23 protein-coding genes and 1 pseudogene are annotated in these 20,455 nt (G+C 67.8%); 11 read left to right on the top strand and 13 right to left on the bottom strand.

Annotation, left to right across the window (positions count from 1 at the left end; genetic code table 11):
* Nucleotides 1-180 precede the first annotated feature (180 nt).
* Complete coding sequence (locus ACXIZN_RS09655) at nt 181-699, bottom strand: flavodoxin family protein (protein ID WP_063274746.1); 519 nt, start codon at nt 697-699, stop codon at nt 181-183.
* A 191-nt stretch (nt 700-890) separates the two neighbouring features.
* Here ACXIZN_RS09655 and ACXIZN_RS09650 point away from each other — a divergent pair, with 191 nt between their 5' ends.
* Nucleotides 891-2,288, top strand: coding sequence for a wax ester/triacylglycerol synthase family O-acyltransferase (locus tag ACXIZN_RS09650; RefSeq protein ID WP_457953786.1), 1,398 nt, complete (start codon nt 891-893; stop codon nt 2,286-2,288).
* 59 nt (nt 2,289-2,347) lie between these two features.
* Here ACXIZN_RS09650 and ACXIZN_RS09645 read toward each other — a convergent pair whose 3' ends face one another.
* The 3 genes from ACXIZN_RS09645 to ACXIZN_RS09635 are packed head-to-tail and all read right to left on the bottom strand — an operon-like array spanning nt 2,348 to nt 4,472.
* A complete protein-coding gene (locus ACXIZN_RS09645) occupies nt 2,348-3,256 on the bottom strand; it encodes a universal stress protein (protein WP_457953785.1) in 909 nt (302 codons plus the stop codon).
* 51 nt (nt 3,257-3,307) lie between these two features.
* On the bottom strand, nt 3,308-3,580 hold the full coding sequence (locus tag ACXIZN_RS09640; RefSeq protein ID WP_457953783.1) for a hypothetical protein: 273 nt from the start codon (nt 3,578-3,580) through the stop codon (nt 3,308-3,310).
* Nucleotides 3,581-3,635: 55 nt separating this feature from the next.
* A complete protein-coding gene (locus ACXIZN_RS09635) occupies nt 3,636-4,472 on the bottom strand; it encodes an Acg family FMN-binding oxidoreductase (protein WP_457953782.1) in 837 nt (278 codons plus the stop codon).
* Nucleotides 4,473-4,712: 240 nt separating this feature from the next.
* Here ACXIZN_RS09635 and ACXIZN_RS09630 point away from each other — a divergent pair, with 240 nt between their 5' ends.
* The 7 genes from ACXIZN_RS09630 (at nt 4,713) to ACXIZN_RS09600 (ending at nt 11,246) form a co-directional block, all read left to right on the top strand.
* Nucleotides 4,713-5,291, top strand: coding sequence for a hypothetical protein (locus tag ACXIZN_RS09630; RefSeq protein ID WP_457953780.1), 579 nt, complete (start codon nt 4,713-4,715; stop codon nt 5,289-5,291).
* A gap of 191 nt (nt 5,292-5,482) precedes the next feature.
* Nucleotides 5,483-6,970 (top strand): APC family permease, encoded by a 1,488-nt coding sequence (locus ACXIZN_RS09625; RefSeq protein WP_457953778.1) that lies wholly within the window; start codon nt 5,483-5,485, stop codon nt 6,968-6,970.
* A complete protein-coding gene (locus tag ACXIZN_RS09620) occupies nt 6,967-8,187 on the top strand; it encodes an arginine deiminase (protein WP_457953776.1) in 1,221 nt (406 codons plus the stop codon). The genes ACXIZN_RS09625 and ACXIZN_RS09620 overlap by 4 nt, the downstream gene beginning before the upstream one ends.
* A gap of 11 nt (nt 8,188-8,198) precedes the next feature.
* The gene (argF, locus tag ACXIZN_RS09615) at nt 8,199-9,200 is read left to right on the top strand and encodes an ornithine carbamoyltransferase (protein WP_457953775.1); all 1,002 of its coding nucleotides are present in this window, start codon (nt 8,199-8,201) and stop codon (nt 9,198-9,200) included.
* A 2-nt stretch (nt 9,201-9,202) separates the two neighbouring features.
* Complete coding sequence (locus tag ACXIZN_RS09610) at nt 9,203-10,123, top strand: carbamate kinase (protein ID WP_457953773.1); 921 nt, start codon at nt 9,203-9,205, stop codon at nt 10,121-10,123.
* Between the two features lie 239 nt (nt 10,124-10,362).
* On the top strand, nt 10,363-10,842 hold the full coding sequence (locus ACXIZN_RS09605) for a DUF6069 family protein (protein WP_457953771.1): 480 nt from the start codon (nt 10,363-10,365) through the stop codon (nt 10,840-10,842).
* Nucleotides 10,843-10,892: 50 nt separating this feature from the next.
* Complete coding sequence (locus ACXIZN_RS09600) at nt 10,893-11,246, top strand: cupin domain-containing protein (RefSeq protein ID WP_394329945.1); 354 nt, start codon at nt 10,893-10,895, stop codon at nt 11,244-11,246.
* Nucleotides 11,247-11,254: 8 nt separating this feature from the next.
* Here the strand turns inward: ACXIZN_RS09600 and ACXIZN_RS09595 are convergent, their stop codons facing one another.
* Both ACXIZN_RS09595 and ACXIZN_RS09590 read right to left on the bottom strand, forming a co-directional pair.
* Nucleotides 11,255-11,677: a pyridoxamine 5'-phosphate oxidase family protein gene (locus ACXIZN_RS09595; protein WP_457953769.1), complete on the bottom strand. Its 423-nt coding sequence runs from the start codon at nt 11,675-11,677 to the stop codon at nt 11,255-11,257.
* Nucleotides 11,678-11,996: 319 nt separating this feature from the next.
* On the bottom strand, nt 11,997-12,695 hold the full coding sequence (locus ACXIZN_RS09590; RefSeq protein WP_457953767.1) for a hypothetical protein: 699 nt from the start codon (nt 12,693-12,695) through the stop codon (nt 11,997-11,999).
* A 245-nt stretch (nt 12,696-12,940) separates the two neighbouring features.
* Between ACXIZN_RS09590 and ACXIZN_RS09585 the strand changes: the two genes are divergently transcribed.
* A complete protein-coding gene (locus ACXIZN_RS09585; RefSeq protein WP_457953765.1) occupies nt 12,941-13,603 on the top strand; it encodes a response regulator transcription factor in 663 nt (220 codons plus the stop codon).
* A 46-nt stretch (nt 13,604-13,649) separates the two neighbouring features.
* On the opposite strand, the gene ACXIZN_RS09580 is transcribed toward ACXIZN_RS09585, so the two are convergent.
* Genes ACXIZN_RS09580 through ACXIZN_RS09565 form a run of 4 tightly spaced genes read right to left on the bottom strand, consistent with a single transcriptional unit; the run spans nt 13,650 to nt 17,741 of the window.
* The gene (locus ACXIZN_RS09580; RefSeq protein WP_457953764.1) at nt 13,650-14,807 is read right to left on the bottom strand and encodes an ABC transporter permease; all 1,158 of its coding nucleotides are present in this window, start codon (nt 14,805-14,807) and stop codon (nt 13,650-13,652) included.
* On the bottom strand, nt 14,804-15,955 hold the full coding sequence (locus ACXIZN_RS09575) for an ABC transporter permease (RefSeq protein ID WP_457953762.1): 1,152 nt from the start codon (nt 15,953-15,955) through the stop codon (nt 14,804-14,806). Before ACXIZN_RS09575 ends, ACXIZN_RS09580 begins: the two co-directional genes overlap by 4 nt.
* 10 nt (nt 15,956-15,965) lie before the next feature.
* A complete protein-coding gene (locus ACXIZN_RS09570; protein ID WP_457953760.1) occupies nt 15,966-16,925 on the bottom strand; it encodes an ATP-binding cassette domain-containing protein in 960 nt (319 codons plus the stop codon).
* A gap of 12 nt (nt 16,926-16,937) precedes the next feature.
* The gene (locus tag ACXIZN_RS09565; RefSeq protein WP_457953759.1) at nt 16,938-17,741 is read right to left on the bottom strand and encodes a sigma 54 modulation/S30EA ribosomal C-terminal domain-containing protein; all 804 of its coding nucleotides are present in this window, start codon (nt 17,739-17,741) and stop codon (nt 16,938-16,940) included.
* Between the two features lie 139 nt (nt 17,742-17,880).
* Here ACXIZN_RS09565 and ACXIZN_RS09560 point away from each other — a divergent pair, with 139 nt between their 5' ends.
* Complete coding sequence (locus ACXIZN_RS09560; protein ID WP_457953757.1) at nt 17,881-18,342, top strand: GyrI-like domain-containing protein; 462 nt, start codon at nt 17,881-17,883, stop codon at nt 18,340-18,342.
* Here the strand turns inward: ACXIZN_RS09560 and ACXIZN_RS09555 are convergent.
* From ACXIZN_RS09555 to ACXIZN_RS09545, 3 genes and pseudogenes are all read right to left on the bottom strand, one after another.
* Nucleotides 18,328-18,513: a universal stress protein gene (locus ACXIZN_RS09555; RefSeq protein WP_457953755.1), complete on the bottom strand. Its 186-nt coding sequence runs from the start codon at nt 18,511-18,513 to the stop codon at nt 18,328-18,330. The two genes, ACXIZN_RS09560 and ACXIZN_RS09555, sit on opposite strands and share 15 nt — an antisense overlap.
* A 170-nt stretch (nt 18,514-18,683) precedes the next feature.
* Nucleotides 18,684-18,734: pseudogene (locus ACXIZN_RS09550) on the bottom strand (hypothetical protein); the annotation flags it as partial.
* On the bottom strand, nt 18,716-19,066 hold the full coding sequence (locus ACXIZN_RS09545) for a hypothetical protein (RefSeq protein ID WP_457953754.1): 351 nt from the start codon (nt 19,064-19,066) through the stop codon (nt 18,716-18,718). The pseudogene ACXIZN_RS09550 and the gene ACXIZN_RS09545, both read right to left, overlap by 19 nt.
* A gap of 234 nt (nt 19,067-19,300) precedes the next feature.
* On the opposite strand from ACXIZN_RS09545, the gene ACXIZN_RS09540 reads away from it, so the two are divergent.
* The gene (locus ACXIZN_RS09540) at nt 19,301-20,341 is read left to right on the top strand and encodes a zinc-dependent alcohol dehydrogenase family protein (RefSeq protein WP_457953752.1); all 1,041 of its coding nucleotides are present in this window, start codon (nt 19,301-19,303) and stop codon (nt 20,339-20,341) included.
* Nucleotides 20,342-20,455 lie beyond the last annotated feature (114 nt).

The following is a 20,455-nucleotide window of genomic DNA, read 5'->3' as shown; positions in this document are numbered from 1 at the left end:
CTTGAGTTCGCACGGCCGATCTTGTCGGCGATTCGGTTCTGCTCCAGCTTCGCCTGGACCGGCACTCGAATCGCAGAGCCCGACGTCCCGAGGCTCCACGCCGTCGGTCCCGGATACCCGGCCGACCGGTCCCGCACACAGGACCGAAAGGCCCTATTCGATCAAGCGCGTGCGCGCAGATCAGAGCATCGCCGTGGCGAAGCGCCTTCCCAACGCGGCACCCCACGACCGCGCCCGCTCCCGCTCACCGTCCTTCAAGACCGTGCGCGTCCCGTCCGTCTCGACGAGGAAGCTCTCCGGCGGCACGACAGGGACGAAGCCGAGAGCCCGGAGCCGCCGTTCCGCGGAGACCGCCGCGGAGCCGGTGAGCCAGCGCGGTTTCGCCAACCGGGTGTCGAAGGCCGCCACCGGCATGCGCTCCGGCGCGTGGTCCAGGGCACCGATCCAGTCTCGCAGTCCGGTGTGCGACCGGACCGCGCCATCCGTCTCACGGGCGGCCTCGCTCCGGGTGCCGGCACGCGACATGCCGTGTGCGTGCGTCGGACCGCCGACCACGAGCAGATCCGCATCCTCGTAGCCACGTGCCTCGTCGACGTTCGCGACCTCCACCGCGGCGAAGGGCGCCAACCCTTCCGCCACCGCTCTCGCCACCCGTTCGGTGTTCCCGAACATCGATTCGAACACCACTATCACGTGCATCGGTGAGCTCCTTGTGTCATGGCCGGTCCTCAGCCACCTCGCGTCGTCCGGATCTCTCGACGATCCGGCCTACCCGCGCCCGGGAACAGGAACCAAGGGCCCCATGGCCCGGGCCCTCCGGCCCTGCTTCGGCGATCCACGCGAGGCGACCATGAAAAGAACCCCACCGACACGGACCGGAGGATCAGGACATGGACCGGCTCAGCCCGCTGGACGCCGCCTTCCTCGAACTCGAGGACGGTGATCCGAACTCCACGCTGTCGATCGCGTCGGTCGCCGTGCTCGAAGGCCCCGCTCCGGCCAAGGACGAGTTCATCGACTCGATCACCGCCCGGCTGCCGAGGATCCCGCGCTACCGGAAGAAGGTCCACCGGCTCCCGCTCGACCTGGACGCCCCGGTATGGGTCGACGACGACCGCTTCGACGCACGACGACATTTCCACCGGGTCGCCGTCCCCGTTCCGGGTGACGAGAACGCACTCTGCGACCTCGTCGCCCTGCTCATGGCGGAACGACTCGACCGCGATCACCCGTTGTGGGAGTTCTGGGTCATCGAAGGGCTCGAAGGTGGCCGGTGGGCGGTGTTGTCGAAACTGCACCACTGCCTGGCCGACGGGATCAGCGGCACGCGGCTGCTCAGAGCGCTCTTCGACACTCAGGTGGCGACGGCTCCGGAAGCGGCAGAGGCCGAGGATCCGGGGTCGATCGCGCTGCTGTGGGGAGCCATGCGCAAGCTCGCCGCCATCCCCTTCGACGAAACGGCCGCGCTCACCCGTTTGGTGCGCTCACCCGGTCTCGCGGTGCGCCGGATCGCCGACGCCGCGAAGGGTATGGGTGCACTCGCTTCCGCTCTGGTTCCGGCCGCGCGGTCCTCACTCTCCGGTCCGATCGGCCCGGACCGTCGTTACGAACTGGCACACGCGTCGCTCCGCGAGATCCACGAGATCGGCGAAGTCTTCGACACGACCGTGAACGACGTCGTCCTCGCGTCGATCACCGCCGCCTTTCGCGCGCTGCTGTTGAGGCGCGGTGAGGAGCCACGCCCGGATTCGGTGCGTACCTTGGTCCCGGTCTCGGTCCGCCGGGACTTCGCGAGCGTGGACAACCAGATCTCCTTGATGCTGCCGCTGCTGCCGGTGGACATCGAAGATCCGGCGGACAGGCTCACCGAGGTCCACCGGCGGCTGGCCGAGCTGAAGAACAGCAAAGAGGTCGAGACGGGAGCCGAACTGACGGGCGCGGGGCTGCACGTTCCCTTCGCGCCGATCTCGTGGGCGATCCGGTTGGCGGCCGGTCTTCCCCAGCACAACGTCGTCACGGTCACCACGAACGTCCCCGGCCCCCGCGAACCGTTGCACCTGCTCGGTCGCGCGGTGATCGGCCTCTATCCGTACGTCCCGATCGCGTTGCGTCTCCGGACCGGAATCGCCGTCCTGTCCTACGGCGACGATGTCACTTTCGGCGTGACGCTGGACTTCGACAGCTCACCGGACTCGGGGTTCTTCTCCAAAGCCATCGAACGCGACCTCGTCGCCCTCCACAACCTGGCGCGGTGCGCGCAGATCGCCGGTGTTCCGGAAGGAGGGTGATCGGCCGCGGCCCTCACTCTCCTTTGTGGACTATCGACGCCGATGCGGGCCGGTCGCGCTCACGGCTTTGTCTCTCCCTGTGAGCGGGCGACGATCACCGGGCACAGCGCGTACGACAGCAGGTGCTGGCTGGTGGAACCGAGCAGCATCCCGGCCGCTCCGCCCCGGCCCCGGCTACCGACGACCAGGAGCTGCGCGCGGTCGGCGTGGCGCAGCAGTTCGTCAGCGGGACGGCCACGGGTGACCACCCGCTCCACCGCGACATCGGGGTACTTCTCCTGCCAGCCAGCGAGCCGCTCGGCCAGCACCTCGCTCTCGCGTTCCTCGATTTCGCGCGCGTCGAGCGTCCATCGCGCTTCCTCGAACAGTGCCGAAAGGAAGGCGTGGTCCCAGGTGTGGACGGCGACCAGCGGCGCACGCCGCCACGATGCCTCCCCGAAGGCCAGCGCCACCGCGGCCTCACTGGTCCGGGTGCCGTCGATACCGACCACGACCGCACCCTCCGAAGGAGGCTGCTCCTCGGCCACCCGGGGGCGCACCACCGCGACCGGGCACTTCGCGTGCGCCGCGAGCCCGATCGACACCGAGCCGACCAGCATCCGGCCGAGCGGGCGGATCTCTTCCGGGCCCAGCACCAGCAGGCCGGCATCCTCTGACATCGCCAGCAACGCCTGCGCCGGCTTCTCGTTACGCAGGATCAGCTGGACCTCCACGGAGGGTTCGGCCTCCCTGGCGGCCTCCCTGGCCTGCCGGAGCAGACGCTGTCCCCGCATCCGCGCCATATCCGCGAGTTCATCACGCGTCGGCAACGGCTGCGGATACTCCAGTGAGTCCTTGTCGAACGCGTGGACGAGCCGCAACTCGACACGGCGATGACGTGCCTCCGCGGCGGCCCAGCGCACCGCCGTCAGCGAGGACGCCATTCCGTCGACGCCGGCGATCACGGCCTTGTCGGGGAATTCGCTCATGAGTTCTCTCCTTGATGATGGACAACCAGGGGTGGTTGAAGCGGTACCCGCTCAGAACCCGGTGCCGAATAGTTCGTCGATCGAGCGTCGCGGGGAATGCGGGACGTCGCCCGCGGGGTAGCCGAATCGCATGAGTGCCTGGAGCGATCCGGACAGCTCCAGATCCTCGGTCAGGGCGGCGCGCACCTCGGGCAGATGCAGTGGCTGTGTCAGGACCGACCCGACCAGTCCCTGGTGGACCGCGTCGAGCCAAGTGAGCTGCAACGCCCGCCCGGCCCGGAGGTGGTCGTGCCGGGTGTCACCTGGTGTGACGAACGCCAGCAACGTCTCCTCGGTGAGCCTGCGCTTGAGGACCTCACGATCGGGCAGCGCCGTCGACTCANAGGACCGACCCGACCAGTCCCTGGTGGACCGCGTCGAGCCAAGTGAGCTGCAACGCCCGCCCGGCCCGGAGGTGGTCGTGCCGGGTGTCACCTGGTGTGACGAACGCCAGCAACGTCTCCTCGGTGAGCCTGCGCTTGAGGACCTCACGATCGGGCAGCGCCGTCGACTCACGCACCAGTCCCGCCCACGGCAGCGAGCCTGCCGAGCGCACGCTCACGGCCAGGCCGGTTCCGTGTGCGTGCCCTCCGTCGCGAAGCGTCCACAGGGCCAGCTCCCGCTGATAACCGCGATCATGTTGATGGGTCTCGGCGGCGAACTCGAGCAGATCGGCGACCATGGTGAGTTCGATCTCGTCGAGGACCGGCCTGGCCTCGACGCCGTTCGCGGTCGCGGTGTCGCGGAGATCCACGATCTGGTGCCTGGTCAGCGACCGTCCCGAAAACCGGCGGCGATGGCTGTGCCGCCGTTGGATCGCGGAATAGCGGTTCAGGTCGGCAGCGGCCGGGACGGCGGGTCCGCCGGGTACCACGGCGGCCACGACCTCGGACCGGTCCGGGTCGGGGAACTCCGCGGTGCTCGTCACGTGGCCGAGCACCTTGACGGCGAGTTCCAGATTGGCCAGCGCGGTTCCACACGACATGAGGCGGTCACGGCCGTGCGGATCGTGTTGTGGAAGCTCCAGTTCCCGGCGCTCGACGAGGACGAGCCTGCCCTCCTCGAAGTTCAGCCGCCACGGCTGGATGTTGTGCACCGACGGCGCACGCAGCACCGCCCCCGCCAGCACCTCCAGTTCCGCCGGCGACCAGTCCTCCGAAGCCCTTCGTCCGACCATTTCCGTCCTCTCCTGCCACTCTCGCGCTCTCCACGATGCGCCGCCGCGCCGAGTCGGGAGCAGTTACGGAGGGCTCGGATCACCAGGACCAAATACCCGCGCCGGGGTGACGACCGCGTCGGGCCGGAACCCGGAAAGGACTCCAGCCCGGCCTATCCGGGCCTTTCGGCCCCAGAGAGGCGATTCGAGTCGTTACAGACTCGCATTCAACCGACAAGGAACGAAGAACCAGGAGACATCATGGCAACGATCGATCGTGGACAGCGCGAAACCACCAGCGTCCGCCACAACACGAAAGAAGCACACCCTGGCGCCGTGAGCCTCGCGGTCCTTCGCGTCGCCACCGGTCTGCTGTTCCTGTGGGCTTTCGCGGACAAGACCTTCGGCCTCGGTTACGCGACGACCTCCCAGAACGCCTGGCTCAACGGCGGCTCGCCCACCAAGGGCTTCCTGAGCCGTGTCGACGTCGGCCCGTTCGCCGAAACCCTGCACTCCTGGGCGGGCACCTGGTGGGCCGACTGGCTGTTCATGGCGGGCCTGTTCGGTATCGGCGTCGCCGTGACCCTCGGCATCGGACTCCGGCTCTCGGCCATCGCGGGCACGATCATGATGGCGCTCATGTGGGTGGCCGAATGGCCACTCGACCGCACGACCGCCGCGGGCGAGCCGACCATGTCGACCAACCCGCTCATCGAATACCACGTCATCTACGCGCTCGTCCTCATCGCCCTCGCCATGACCGCGGCGGGAAAGACCTTCGGCCTCGGCGAGCGCTGGGCCCGGCTGCCGTTGGTCGAGCACCACAAGTGGCTCCGCTGAGCCGAATACGGAATCAAGTGCGGCGGACGGCACGGGGACGTGTCGTCCGCCTTTTCCGCGTGTGCACCTCGCCCTGGTATTCCGGGCGAACCGCCGAATGACCCGCAAGACGCGGACCTAAGCCCCATGTCACCGCCGGATCGAACGTAGATCCTTTACCTGGAAACACGAACGAAAGATCGGAAAGACCGATGGCACAGCAGGAACAACCGGGAGATCCCGACGGAGCCGCGAACCCGACGAACGGCAAGGAGTTCTCGAACCGGTTCGGCTTGCCGACCGCGACGGCGTTGGTGGTCGGTTCGATCATCGGAACGGGCGTGTTCGCCCTTCCCTCGTCCTTGGCCCCGTATGGCTTGTCGAGTCTTCTGGCCTTCGCTTTGGTCACGGTCGGCGCCTTGGCCCTGGGATTGGTGTTCGGTTGGCTCAACAAACGTGTGCCGGGCTCGGGCGGGCCTTACTTGTACGCACGAGACGCCTTCGGTGACTTCGGCGGCTTCGTCACCGCCTGGGCCTATTGGCTGACCGCTTGGGTGGGCAACGCCGGGATCGCGGTCGCCTGGGTCGGCTACGTGGAAGTGTTCGTCAACACCGCCCACAACCCGTGGTGGTCGATCGCCATCGCGCTGGTCGGCCTGTGGCTGCCCGCCGCGATCAACATCTCCGGCGTCCGGAACCTCGCGTGGTTCCAGATCGTCACCACGATCCTCAAATTCGTGCCACTGGTGTTCATGGCGACCATCGGGCTGTTCTTCATCAAGGTCGAGAACCTCGGCTCGTTCAATCCCAGCGGGTTGTCGTGGGTGGGGGCCATCTCCGCGGCGGCCGCGATCGCCCTGTTCAGCTACCTCGGCCTGGAAACCGCCTCGGTGGCCGCCGGACGCGTCCGCGACCCGCGGCGCAACGTGTCGAGGGCGACCGTGCTCGGCACCCTCGTCTGCGCCGTCGTCTACGTCCTGGGGACCGTCACGGTGTTCGGCACGGTCGGACAGCAGGCGCTGGCCGACTCCACCTCGCCGTTCTCCGATTCGGCCACCGCCATCTTCGGGGCGAGCTGGGCCGGACAGGCCATGGCCGTGGTGGCGATCGTCTCCGGGCTCGGCTGCCTGAACGGCTGGACGTTGATCTGCGCCGAAATGCCGATGGCCGCCGCCCGTGACCGGCTGTTCCCGACCCAGTTCGCCAAGCTGAGCAAGAAGGAGATCCCGGTCTTCGGCATCCTGGCCGCCACCGTGCTGGCGTCGGTGCTCACGGCTTTCGGCTACTGGAACTTCCAGTCCGTGTTCACCAATGTGGTGCTGCTGGGTGTGTTCACCGCGGTGATCCCTTACCTGTACTCCGCCGCCGCGCATCTCTACTGGCTGATCGTCCAGGGTCGCGCGCTGCACTGGCCACATTTGGTCCGCGATCTGGCCGTGACCGCTTTTGCGCTGCTCTTCAGCTTCTGGGCGCTGGCAGGCAGCGGTTATCAGGCGGTGTACTACGGAGTGTTCGCTTTCTTCCTCGGTATTCCCGTCTACGTCTGGATGAAATCCCAGCGCAAGGAGTACGGCGAAACCGTCGTCTCCCCTATCCGCTACCCCGCGGACAGCCCCTATTACCTCTCCCCCAACGGGAACAACGGCGCTGGCGGCAAGAACGCTTCCCCGTCGCCGTCCGAAACGCAGGAGCAGGCATGACTTTCGCCGTCCATTCGGAGGTCGGCCGGCTTCGGCAGGCCATCGTGCACCGTCCCGGCCTCGAACTCAGCCGGTTGACCCCTCGCAATATCGGCGAACTGCTCTTCGACGACGTCCTCTGGGCCAAGAAGGCGAAGCAAGAACACGACGCGTTCGCCGAGGCCCTGCGGGACAAAGGCGTCCGCGTGCACTACTACGGTCAGTTGCTGGCGGAGACGCTCGCACTGCCCGAGGGCCGGGCGTTCGTGCTGGACCGCGTGTGCACCCCCGAAATCCTCGGCCCGGCGCTGGTCGCGCCACTGCGGGCCCTGTTCGACGACCTCGACGGCGAGAATCTGGCCGAGTACCTGGTGGGCGGAGTCCTCAAAGCCGACCTTTCCCCGCTGCGAGCGCGGAGTCTTCGATGGGACACCCTCGCCGCCGACGACTTCGTCCTCCCGCCGTTGCCCAATCACCTGTTCCAGCGTGACGATTCCTGCTGGGTGTACCGCGGTGTCTCGATCAACCCGATGGCGAAACCCGCCCGGCAACGCGAATCCCTGCATACCCGGGCCATCTACCGCCACCATCCGATGTTCGCCGGGGCCGGATTCCACACCTACTACGGTGACGACGACGTCAGTCACCAGCCTGCCACGATCGAAGGCGGTGACGTGCACGTCCTCGGCGAGGGCGCCGTCCTCATCGGAATGGGAGAGCGCACCACGCCCATGGCCGTGGAGATCCTCGCCAAGGCGCTGTTCTCGTCCGGACAGGCACACACCGTCGTCGCCGTGGAGCTTCCGCACTCCCACGCCACGATGCACCTGGACACGGTGATGAGCATGGTCGACCGCGCCACTTTCGTGGTCTACCCCTACTTCGACCGCGGCGCCCGCAGCTGGACCATCACCGCGGGCGAAGAACCCTCCACGTTGAGCGTGAACGCCAACGAGAACCTCTGGCACGCCCTCGCCGAAGTCCTGAAAGTCCCCGAGGTCACCCTGCTCAGCACCGACGAGGACATCCGGGCCGCCGAGCGGGAGCAATGGGACGACGGCACGAACTACCTCGCCGTCGCACCGGGGGTCGTCCTCGGTTACGAACGCAACGTCGCCACCAACACCATGCTGCGCAAACACGGCATCGAAGTCGTCACCATCGCCGGAAGCGAACTGGGACGCGGCCGTGGCGGCCCTCGCTGCATGACCTGCCCGATCGACCGCGACCCTAGCTGAACGGATCCACAATGGCCTTCAACCTGCGCAACCGCAGCTACCTCACCGAACTCGACTTCACCAAGGAAGAGCTCGTCTTCCTGCTCGACCTCGCCGCCCAGCTCAAGTCCGCGGCCTACGCCGGAATCGCGCAAAATCGGCTGGTGGGCAAGCACCTGGCGCTCATCTTCGAGAAGGCCTCCACCCGGACGCGATGCGCGTTCGAGGTCGCCGCCGCCGAGGAAGGAGCGACCACGACCTACCTCGGCCCCCAGGACGCCCACTTGGGACACAAGGAATCCGCCCGTGACACCGCTCGCGTGCTCGGCCGCATGTACGACGGGATCGAATACCGCGGCCACGAGCAGGACACCGTCGAAGAGCTGGCCAGGCACTCCGGCGTACCCGTCTACAATGGACTGACCGCGACGAGTCACCCGACGCAATCACTCTGCGACGTGTTCACGATGCGCGAGCACAGCTCGAAACCCCTGCCGGAGATCGCTTTCTGCTACCTCGGTGATACCCGGAACAACGTCGCTCGGTCCCTGCTGGCGATGGGCGCCAAACTCGGCATGGACGTCCGGCTCGCCGGACCCCGGTCGCTCTGGCCTGATGAAGAGCACCTGGCGACCTGTCTGGCCGAAGGCGCGATCAGCGGGGCCCGGATCACCGTCACCGACGACGTCGAGGAGGCCGTGGCGGGCGCGGACTTCGTCTACACCGATGTCTGGGTGTCCATGGGCGAACCAGCCGAGACCTGGCACGACCGGGTCGAGTTGCTGGCGCCGTATCAGGTCACCGCAAAGACGCTCAGCGCCACCGGCAATCCCGGTGTCCGGTTCCTGCACTGCCTGCCCGCGCTGCACGACCGCGAGACCGAGGTGGGAGCCGAAGCGTTCAAGGAATTCGGGCTGGACGGTGTCGAGGTCACCGACGAAGTGTTCGAATCCCCGGCGTCGCTGGTGTTCGAACAGGCGGAGAACCGGATGCACACCATCAAGGCGATCCTGGTCGCCACACTGGGGAGCTGACCATGCGGATTCTCGTCGCACTGGGCGGCAATGCCCTGCTGCGCCGCGGAGAACGACCCGACGCCGACCTCCAGCAGGTCAACGTGCTCGCCGCCGCCGAGGCACTCGCGGAACTCGCCACCGAACACGAAGTCGTGCTCACCCACGGCAACGGCCCCCAAGTGGGGATGCTGGCCTTGGAAAGCGCGGCGGATCCCGCACTGACCCGGCCGTACCCGCTCGACGTCCTCGGCGCGCAGACCCAGGGCATGATCGGCTATCTCCTCGGCCAGGCGCTGCGGAACGTCGTACCCGGCAAGCAGGTCGCCACGCTGATGACGCAGACACTCGTCTCCGTCGCCGATCCCGCGTTCGGCGATCCCACCAAGTTCGTCGGCCCGGTCTACACCGAGGAGCAGTCCGCCGCGCTGGCCGCCGAACGTGATTGGACCGTCCGCCGGGACGGCCCGTCCTGGCGGAGGGTCGTCCCTTCGCCGAAACCGCAACGCGTGGTGGAAACCCCGGTGATCCGCGCGCTCGTCGAGGCGGGGACGATCGTGGTCTGCGCCGGCGGGGGCGGTGTCCCCGTGGTACGGGACGAACACACCGGACGATTGCGGGGTGTCGAAGCCGTCGTCGACAAGGACCAGACCGCCGCACTGCTCGCCGAAGCCCTGGACGCAGACGCGCTCCTGCTGCTCACCGACGTGCCCGCGGTCATCGACGACTACGGCACCCCGCACGCCACTCCGATCCACCACACCACACCGGCACGGCTACGGTCCCGTGATTTCCCGGCCGGTTCGATGGGCCCGAAGGTCGACGCCGCCTGCCGCTTCGTCGAACTCACCGGCAACATGGCCGCCATCGGTGCCCTCGACTCGCCCGCCGCGATGCTGCGGGGCACCGAAGGCACCGTCATCACACCCGACGGCAAGGCGTGAGCGGTGGGCAGTGGCGCGTTTCGGACGTGGCGTGCCTTGAGGACCGACTCCGTGTCGCGAAAGCCACTTTGGGGACGTCCGATGCCCTGAAAGTGGCTTTCGCGACACTGCCGTTGAAGGGCTTGGGGTGGCGGACGGCCGCGCACACGGGAGCATCCTCTGCGCGCAGGCCGTTGGTCCCGCCAACGGGGTTCCTCGGCCCCTTCTGCACGAAGGAGCCGGCGAGCAAGGTTTTCCCCATGGACAACGACTTCGAGGAAAAGGATCGACCTGCTGTCAACGGAGCACGGCTGTGGGCGGGCGGGGCCGCGACGGCGGTGACCGCCGCCCTGACCGCGATCGTCGGGATCCTGATCGCGCGCGGCCTGGTCAAAGTCGCCGTGCTGGCCCCCAGTCGCGAAGGTGCGTGGGGTGGCGCGAGCAGCCTCACCTACTCCCTAGCGTCTGCGGCCATCGCACTCGCGGCGACCGCTCTGCTGCACCTCCTGCTGCTCACCGCACCGAAGCCCCGGACGTTCTTCGGCTGGATCATGGTGCTGTTCACCGCGATCGCCGTCGTGATCCCGCTCAGCCTGGGTGCCGCACTGGACGCACGTCTCGCGACGGCGATCATCAACCTGGCCATCGGGCTCGCCATCACGATCACGCTGTCCGGCGTCGCGGGTTCGGCCATCCGATCGCGGCGGACGACCGGATCGTTCGAGCACGAAGCACCCTGACGCACGGCCCGTCCCCGGGGCGGGCCGCCTTCAAAGGAATGGAGGAAACCATGACAGCGCGCGAAACAATGAGCGGGCGTCCCGAGGTCGCGGACGTCGGCGTCCTGGCCGCCGAACTGCTCCAGCAGGCCCGCGAACACCGCTCACGGCGTGCCGCCAGGACCCTGGTGGCAGGCAACTCTCAACGGGTCACCCTCATCGCGCTGGCCGAGGGCGCCGAGCTGGCGGAGCACGACTCGCCCCCGGCCGCCACCCTTCACGTCATCACCGGAAGCGTTCGCCTGAGCACCCACGACCACGACCGGCTCCTCGACCGCGGTCAGCTGACCGCCATCCCACCCGAGCGGCACCGCCTGACGGCGTTCCTCGACAGCGCCGTCCTGCTCACCGTCGCGCTCCACTGAGCATCCGGTCAGGCGGTGGTGGTCACCGGCTCGCGCAGACGTCGTCCGGTCACCTTCTCCACCTCGATCCGGATGAAATGGTCGCGGCGGCCGTCGACCCAAGGCTCCAGCCATGTCCCGGACACGTCCACAAGCTCGGCGACGTCCGTGATCAAGTTCGCGTGGCCGACGACGGTCACACTCCATCCGGTCCGCAGATCGGGATCCAGTTCGTCGGCCTGGAAGGCCACCACGATGTTACCGGTCGCGGCGGCCAGTTTCGCTCCGCCGGCCACCCGGATCACGACGTGGTCCCGATTCCCCCGGAAATTGACCGGCTGCACCGCCGGCAAAGCGTCTTCGACGAAGACCAGCCGCCCCACCCGCACTGTCCGCAAAAGGCCAAGGCACTGCTCGCGGTCCAGGACCTCGAGCTGTTGTCGATTCGCCACGATGACTCCCTGAAGACGATGAAGAACAAGCACTTTCGAGCATGAGCGCCGGTTCGCGCCGCCGGTCAGGGCCGGAGGTCCCGGTCTGCGAGGTCCATCGGCGATGACCGTGTTGTTAGTCGCAGCTCCGAAGCGGGTAGCCGTGATTCAATGGGTCACGCACTTCGCTGCGGTGACGAACGCCAGCAACGTCTCCTCGGTGAGCCTGCGCTTGAGGACCTCACGATCGGGCAGCGCCGTCGACTCANGGTCCCGGTCTGCGAGGTCCATCGGCGATGACCGTGTTGTTAGTCGCAGCTCCGAAGCGGGTAGCCGTGATTCAATGGGTCACGCACTTCGCTGCGGTGACGAACGCCAGCAACGTCTCCTCGGTGAGCCTGCGCTTGAGGACCTCACGATCGGGCAGCGCCGTCGACTCACGCACCAGCCCCGCCCACGGCAGCGAACCGGCCGAACGCGCGCTCACGGCCAGGCCGACGCCGTTCCGCTGGCCCTCGTCACGGACCGTCCACAGGGCCAGCTCCCGTTGATAACCGCGATCATGTTGGTGGGTCTCGGCGGCGAACTCGAGCCGGTCCGCGACCCTGGTGAGTTCGATCTCGTCGAGGATCGGCCGGGTCTGGACACCTTCGGCCGCCGCGCTGTCCCGGAGATCCACGATTTGGTGCCTGGTCAGCGATCGTCCTGAGAAACGACGGCGATGGCTGTGCCGTCGTTTGATCGCGGAATAGCGGTTCACCTCCGCGACCGAGGGGGGCAGCGGCCCGTCCGGTTCGACGGCGGCCACCACTTCGGGCCGGTCCGGGTCGGGGAACTCCGTGGTGTACGTCCGGTGACCGAGCACCCGGATGGCGAGTTCCAGATTGGCCAGCGCGGCACCACACGACATGAGACGGTCACGGCCGTGCGGATCGTGCTCGGGAAGCTCCAGCTCCCGGCGCTCGACCAGGACCAGCAGACCGTCCTCGAAGTTCAGCCGCCAAGGCTGGATGTTGTGCACCGACGGCGCACGCAGCACCGCCCCCGCCACTACCTCGAGTTCCGCGGCGACCAGCGCTCCGCCGGCCTTCGTCCGGCCATGTCAGTCCTCTCCTACCACTTCACGTACCTCTACGATGCGCCGTCGCGGCGGACCGGCAGCAGATTCGGAGGACTCGGATCACCAGGACCAAGTACCCCGCGACGGTGTGACGGCTGCGCCGGGCGGAACGGACGAGTACGGTCGAATTCGCGGGCCGGGTATCACGCAGCGAGAGGAAACGTATGACGACCAAGGTGTTTCTGGTCGACGACCACGAGATCGTCCGCCGAGGACTCGCCGATCTCCTCGGCAACGAACCGGACATCACGGTGACCGGTGAAGCGGCCTCGGTTTCCGAAGCACTCGCCAGGATCCCGAAGAGCGACGCGAACATCGCCGTACTCGACGTCCGGCTCCCGGACGGCAACGGCATCGAACTGTGCCGGGAGCTACTGTCCACCCAACCGGACCTGCGCTGCCTGATGCTCACCTCCTACGCCGACGACGAAGCGCTCTTCACCGCGATCATGGCCGGAGCATCCGGCTTCGTCCTCAAACAAGTACTCGGCAACGACCTCATCTCCGCCATCCGCACCATCGCCTCCGGCGGCTCACTGCTCGACAGCCGGACCACCGCCGCGCTGATGAACCGCATCCGCCGCGAACGGGATCGCGACGACCCGACCAGCGGCATGTCCGAACAAGAACGCGCGGTCTTCGAACTGATCGGAGAAGGACTGACCAACCGCGAGATCGGGGAACGCATGTTCCTCGCCGAGAAGACCGTGAAGAACTACGTCTCGCGCATCCTCGCCAAACTCGGCCTCCAACGCCGCACACAAGCCGCGGTCCTGGCCACCGAACTCAAAAAGGATTCCGGCCCCTCGCTGTTCGGCGATCGGTAGGTGTCGCCCTGCACCACGCGGCCACCCGCAACCTTCGCCGCCGGGCTCAAGCGGTCAAGGACCGCCGCAGCCGCAGAGTCGCCGCGCCGAGGAAGAGGGCCGCGAAGGCACCCAGCATCGCCAAGGGCCCCAAGATGTCGACGAGTCCGCCGCCCCGCGACAGGATCGTGGTCCAGGCGTCGACCGCCCAAGCGTGCGGCGTGACGTGTCCTGCCGCACGCACGGCGGGCGGAACGATTTCCAACGGCCAGGTGCAGCCGCCGAGCATGCCCGCCCCGATGCCGACCGCGGGTCCGATGGCCGACGCCTGCTCAGGGGTGCGGAACAGCGCGCCGCTCAGCATCCCCGCGCCGGCACCGACGAGACCCCACATGAAGGTCAAGGTCACAGCCGCGAGCGGGTCGCCCCAGTTCACCCCGAAGAGCAGGCCACCCACCCCGATGATCAGCCCGGATTGGAGCAAGGTCAGCGCGAGGTAGCAGACCGTTTCACCGAGCATGACCTCACTCGGGCGGACCGGCCCGGCGAGGATCCGGGCGTGGATACCGAGCCGCCTGGTCTGGATCAAGGCCGCACCACCGGCGAGCGCGTTGATGAAGACGAAGAAAACGAGCATGGTCGGCGCGCTGTAGCTGAATCCCGGCGGCAGTACGTCACCCGTGCTTCCCACCGTTTCGGCTCGCACGGCGACCTGGGGCACCGTGCGGTCGAGCGAGCGAGCCAGCGGCAACAACTCGTCGAAGGAAGCAGAGGTCCGGCTCGCGGCGAAGGCGGCGGCCTGAACGGTCGCCGCCTGGTCCGCGACCACGGACGCGACCGCCGACCAGGCCCCCTGCCCTGCACTGGAAGCGGCAGTGGTGAGCAAGGGGAGTTCGACCGGCGCCCCGGCCGTCAGCGTCTCGTCCATCCCGGCGGGGATGAGCAGAACCGCGTCGACTTCATTGCGCCGCAAGGCGTCCTTCGCCGCCGACTCCTCGGTGAACGGACTGGCGACCAACGTTCCCGCGGCGGCGAGACGCTGGGTCAGCTCGACGGCGAAACGCCCATCCGCCGCCACGACAGCGACCCTGAACCCGTTCTGACCACGCATCACCTCGCCGATCACCAGTATCACGACGATCGGCAGCAATACGATGAAGAACAAGGCGATCCGGTCTCGCGCCAGCCTCCGGAGCGACACCAACGCGATGGTCACCACGTTCATCTGAACCTCTTCCGGTAGATCGGCACCGTGATGGCCGAAATCACCACGCAGAACAACAAGATCGCCGAGACCGGCTGGACGACGCCGATCCAGCCCGCTCCCCCGGCGAGATCCGTGAAGGCCCGCAACGCCCACCCGTTCGGCGTCAGCAGGGCGAGCTTCCGCATGATTTCCGGTGCACCACCGAGCATGATGAAGTTGCCGCCGAGCAGGACCAGTCCGAAGATCACGAGTGAGGCGATGCCATCTGCCTGCCGATCGCTGCCGGCCACCGCGATCACGAAGGCGGTCAGGCAGACCAGCGTCAGTGACAGCGCGACGATCACCATGCCGACGGCGAGCGGCGGCCCCCACCCCGGGCCGAGGACCAGGCCGGTGATCAACGCGACCGACGACAGGCTGGCGACGCCGTAGACGAAGGTGGCCAGCGCCTTTCCGAGGAGCAGCGCACCGGCGCCGACCGGGGCGACGGCGATCCGGTCGAGGGTGCCGTTCGCGCGTTCCTCGAAGTATCCGCGCGCACCGAAACCGATCGCGAAGAACATGAAGAAGATCCCCATCGCGGGACCGTAGTACCCGGCCGCGGTGAGCTGCTCGGTCCCGGCCGCCTTGGGCACGACCTGCTCGGGGAGCCGCAACCCGGCCATCTCCGATGGATCCACGGATCCGGCTCCGGCGGCCAGCGCCGTCGCCACCGAGAGGCGGTCGGCGTTCAGCTGAGCCATGAAAGACTCGCCGAGGGATCGGGCGACCGTTCCGGCGAGCGGCGAATCGACCCCGGAGAGCACGGTCATCGGCTCGGCCGTGCCACCGTGCGCGGCGGCGGTGAAGCCCTGGGGAATCAGGAAGACCGCACCGAGTTCCCCCTCGTTGATCAGGGCGCGGGCTTCGGCTTCGCTCGTCACGGGGACCACGTCGAGTACGGAGTCCAGCTGTGGTCCGGCGAGAAGAGCCGTGAACGCCGTCGCCAACGCCCCGCCGTCCTGGTCGACGACGGCCACCTTGGTGTGGAAGTGCTCCCCTCCTTGGAAGGCGAGGCTCATCAGCAAGGCCACGGCCACCGGCGCGAGGAATCCGAGCGCCCACGCCGACCGATCCCGCAGCCGCTGACGGAGGTCTTTGGCCGCCACGACGAACGCCGCTTGCATTTTGGCTCCCTCAGTCTCGGAGTGCGGTGCCGGTGAGGTGGAGGAAGACCGCCTCGAGGTCGGGCTCGGTCACTTCGACCGAGCGCACTCCGACCTCGGACCTCTCGGCCGCGTCGAGAACCGCGGGCAGCATGCGACGGCCCTCGCGCACGATCAGGTGGACTTCGTCGCCCGCGGAATCGACTTTCTCGATTCCCGTGACAGAGCCGATCCGGTCCACCAGCCGGGCCGGATCCCCGTCGGTGGAGAGCGTGATGCGGTCATGCTCGCCCAGGCGGTCGATCAACTCTCGGCGGGTGCCTTCGGCGATCAGGCGGCCGCGGTCGATGATGCCGACCCGGTCGCACAGCCGTTCGGCCTCTTCCATGTAGTGCGTGGTGTACAGGACGGCCATCCCGCTCGCGCCGAGCGACCGCACGTTCTCCATGATCGCGTGCCTGCTCTGCGGATCGACCCCGACCGTCGGCTCGTCGAGGATCAGCAGCGTCGGCCGGTGCGTCAAGTCGGCACCGATGTTGAGCCGGCGGCGCATCCCACCGGAGAAGGACTCGACCCGGTCCCCGGCGCGGTCGGTGAGGCCGATCAACTCCAGCACTTCGTCGACCCGCCGGTCCAGCGCCTTGCCGCGCAGCCGGTACAACCGGGCGAAGAACCGCAGATTCTCCCGTGCGGTGAGATCCGGATACAGCGCGACATCCTGAGGGACGTAGCCGATCCGTTCCCGGGACACCACGGCCCCGCCGTCGGCCGCACCCGCGATAGTGATGGTGCCGGCGTCCGCCCGCAGCAAACCGCACACCAGCCGGATGATGGTCGTCTTCCCCGCGCCGTTCGGGCCAAGCAGGCCATAGGTCTCGCCGGCGCCGATCGAGAAACCGACGTCGTGGACGGCGACCCGTTCGCCGAAGCGCTTGGTCAGCCCCGCCACCGCCAGCACCTCGGCCTGCCCGGCGCGCGGTGACTCGGTCATGGGAAGAGTCACCTAGACCGCCGGGGTGATCAGGCCGTAGTGACCGTCGTAGCGGTGGTACAGCACACTGCCCCTGCCCCGCTCGGCGTCGAGGTAGAACAGGAATGGCAAGCCGGTCAGGCCGAGCCGGTCCACTGCCTCCACTGTGGACAGAAACGGCGCCGGCCGCCTGCTGATCGTGAGAGGAAGCTTGAAGGGGCTCAGGTCGTGCGGGCCCGGCGGGACGGTCTGAGCGAGCCGGTGCATGGTCGGCCCGGTGTGGTAGAGAACGCTGTCCTGCCCGGTACCGGTCTCGGTGAACAGATGGAAGTCGTAGTCGAGGAGGTGCATGTCGACGAATGCCTCGTCGACCGTCGACCGGGCCAGCGAGTAGGACTTGTGCCGCACGATCTCTCGTTCCTTCTCCGGCCTCGGGAACCAGGGCTCGCGCGCGGCGGGAACCGACTCGTGGCGCCATTCGCCGGGATCCGGAACAGGACGCCCTCCTCGCCGGGCTTCCCAGTGCAGGGCACTTTTCTCCAGTTGCCTCCGGAGTTTCGCGTCCATCCGATCGATCGCCTCGTCCACCGACGGCGCCGACGCCTGCGCGCGTACCGGCCTGCCGTTCACGTCCAGGGACGCCTGCGCGGTCACCGACTGCTCCCGTGCCGGGTCCCCGTACTTGGTCAGTCGCACCGACGCCGCCAGTACCGGCCGGTGGGCGAGCCTCATCAGGCGCGAAACCTTGGCGGCCGCGCGGCTCGCGGAATCCGGCTCGATATCGCCGCGTACCGCCACCCGCACCTCGGGCGTCGTCATGGTTTCCTTCGTCCGCATCGATCGTCCTTTCCCAAAGTCGATGCTCTAATCGGTACGCCGGTCGACCGGCACGTCACCAGGGACCTAGGACGCCATGGGAGGGGACCTTGGGGTCTCCGCCACGGTCGCCCGGCGGCTGATGCTCGTGTCATGACCTATGCAGTGGGACTCACCGAACTTGACGCCCTCAGCGCCGCGCATCTTCACACCACGACCGCCCGACCTCGGCGAGTGGCTGGGGTCGGGATTCGAAGCGTTGTACGCCCTCGTCGTCGAGGCAGATGCCGCTCCGAACGGCCCTCCCCAAGCGGCCTATCCGGGCGATTTCCAACCGGGCGAAGAACTCGATCTCGACCTCTACCTGCCCATTCCCGGCGGCCTCCCATCGCAGGGCGATATCGACATCGTCACCCTCGACGGCGGACCTGCCGCCCGCACCTCGCATCACGGGCCTTACGACAAGATCGGTGCGGCGTATGAAGCCGTGTACGAATGGGTTCGGGAAAACGGCCGCAGACCCGCTGGAGCTCCACGGGAGTTGTACCTGTGTGGACCGGACAGCACGCCGGACCCCGCCGACTACATCACCGACGTTGTCTTGCCGTTACGGAACGAGTGAGGGCGTCTCTCGGACGATCATGACCAGGCACTTCGCGTGATGGATCAGGGCTTGACTCGTCGACCCGACAGCCAGAGCGTCGAAACCACCTCGCCCGCGGCCGCCTTTCTCGCTCGGCTCGAGCAGGCGGTGCCGAGGCTTGTCCCGGACGACGACTTGGTCGACGGGCACCTGCGGATACTTCTTGCGCCAACCCGCGAGCCGTTGCCCCAGAACGCGATTCTCGGTCTCCCGCACCGATTCGCTGGGAAAGGCGGAGCACCTTCACCGGTGAAGAGCCCCGCTATGTCACCGTCGTGCCACGCATGCAAGGCGGCCAAGGGGACCTTCCCGCTGGCAGCTTCCTCGAAGGCCCAGGCGAGTGCTTCTTCGTTCAACCGACTGCCGTCCACCCCGACGACAACGGGCCCGGCGTCACCGGTCCCCGGACGACCACGACCGGGCAGGCGGCATCCGAGGACAGGCGAGACGCGGACGCTCCGGCGATCTCTCCAGCGGGAGCCCCGATCGCGAGAAGCGAGCCATGACCCGAGATTTCCGTCAACGCGGCGGCCGGGCCCGTATCGACGGCCGCGGTGGTCACTTTCACCTCGGGAACCGCCGACTCGCAGCCCGCGCGGAACTCATGCAGTACTTCTTCGGTGATGGCTTCCTTTGCTTTCAGCCAGGTATCAGGCGGAAACGATCGATTCCCGAAGGGCGCGCCATCGACACAGTAGGCCATCAGAAGCAGCAGTCCGCCTTGTGCAGCAACGCCTCTTCGGCCGCCCACAACGCGGCCGCCATGGAGCACGCCTTCAGCCGATCGGTTCCGGATACCGGCTCCGTCGACGCTAGACACCCGTCGCGGTGGTGATGCGGCCGTACGTCGCTACCCGCAGGGGCTTTGGGCTCTGTGTCGAGCGGCCGCACCGCGACACGCTCGAACCGATGGCCCTTCCGCGAACAAGGAGAGAACATGAAGGCACTCGTTTACGACGGACCGGGGCGGCGGGCTTGGACCGACCGGCCGCAGCCTGAGCTCGCCGCGGCGACCGACGCGATCGTCCGCGTCGACGCGGTCACCATCTGCGGCACCGATCTGCACATCCTCAAGGGCGACGTGCCCGCTGTGGAACCGGGCACGATCCTGGGCCATGAAGCGGTCGGCACGATCATGGAAGTCGGCAAGGCGGTGACGACCTTGAGGCCGGGCGATCGGGTACTGATCTCCTGTATCACCGCGTGCGGACGCTGCGAATACTGCCGGAAAGCCGTCTACGGGCAGTGCCTCGGCGGTGGCGGCTGGATCCTGGGGCACCGGATCGACGGCGTGCAGGCGGAGTTCGTGCGCGTTCCATTCGCCGAGACCTCGACCTACGTGCTGCCGAACGGTGTCGCGGACGAGGCCGCGTTGATGCTGGCCGACATCCTGCCGACGTCCTACGAGGTCGGCGCCCGCAACGGACGGGTCCAACCCGGCGACTGCGTCGCGATCGTCGGGGCGGGACCGATCGGGCTCGCCGCGATCACCACGGCGCAGCTGTTCGGGCCGAGTTCCATCGTGGTGATCGACAAGGAACCCAGCAGGCTCGCCGCCGCGAAGACCTTCGGCGCGGACGTCCTCCTCCAGCCCGGGGAGAACCCGGCCGCGGCCATCGCGGAGCTCACCGGCGGTCTCGGCGCGGACGTCGCGATCGAAGCGGTCGGCGTGCCGGAGACCTTCGAACTGTGCACGAAACTGGTCCGTCCTGGCGGCCACGTCGCGAACGTCGGTGTCCACGGCGCGCCCGCGACGCTGCATCTGGAGGAGCTCTGGATCCGCGACATCACCATCACCACCGGCCTGGTCGACACGTCGAGTACCTCGATGCTGCTGCGGATGCTCGCCGCCGGCAGGCTCGACACGACCCGGTTCATCACGCACCGGTTCGGACTCGACGAGATGGACGAGGCCTACGACGTCTTCGCCCGGCCTCAAGAAAGCGACGCCCTCAAGGTCGCCCTCTTCCGCAGCTGAACACACGCGGCCGGCCCGGGCCTCGCTCGGTGTTGCGAAAGCCACTTTCACAACCTTCAACGTTGCGAAAGTGGCTTTCGCAACGCCTCGTTTCGGACGCTAGCCCGGCCGAAG

The sequence above is a fragment of the Amycolatopsis sp. TRM77291 genome, assembly GCF_054166285.1.
This window is presented reverse-complemented; position numbering and strand designations above follow the sequence as displayed.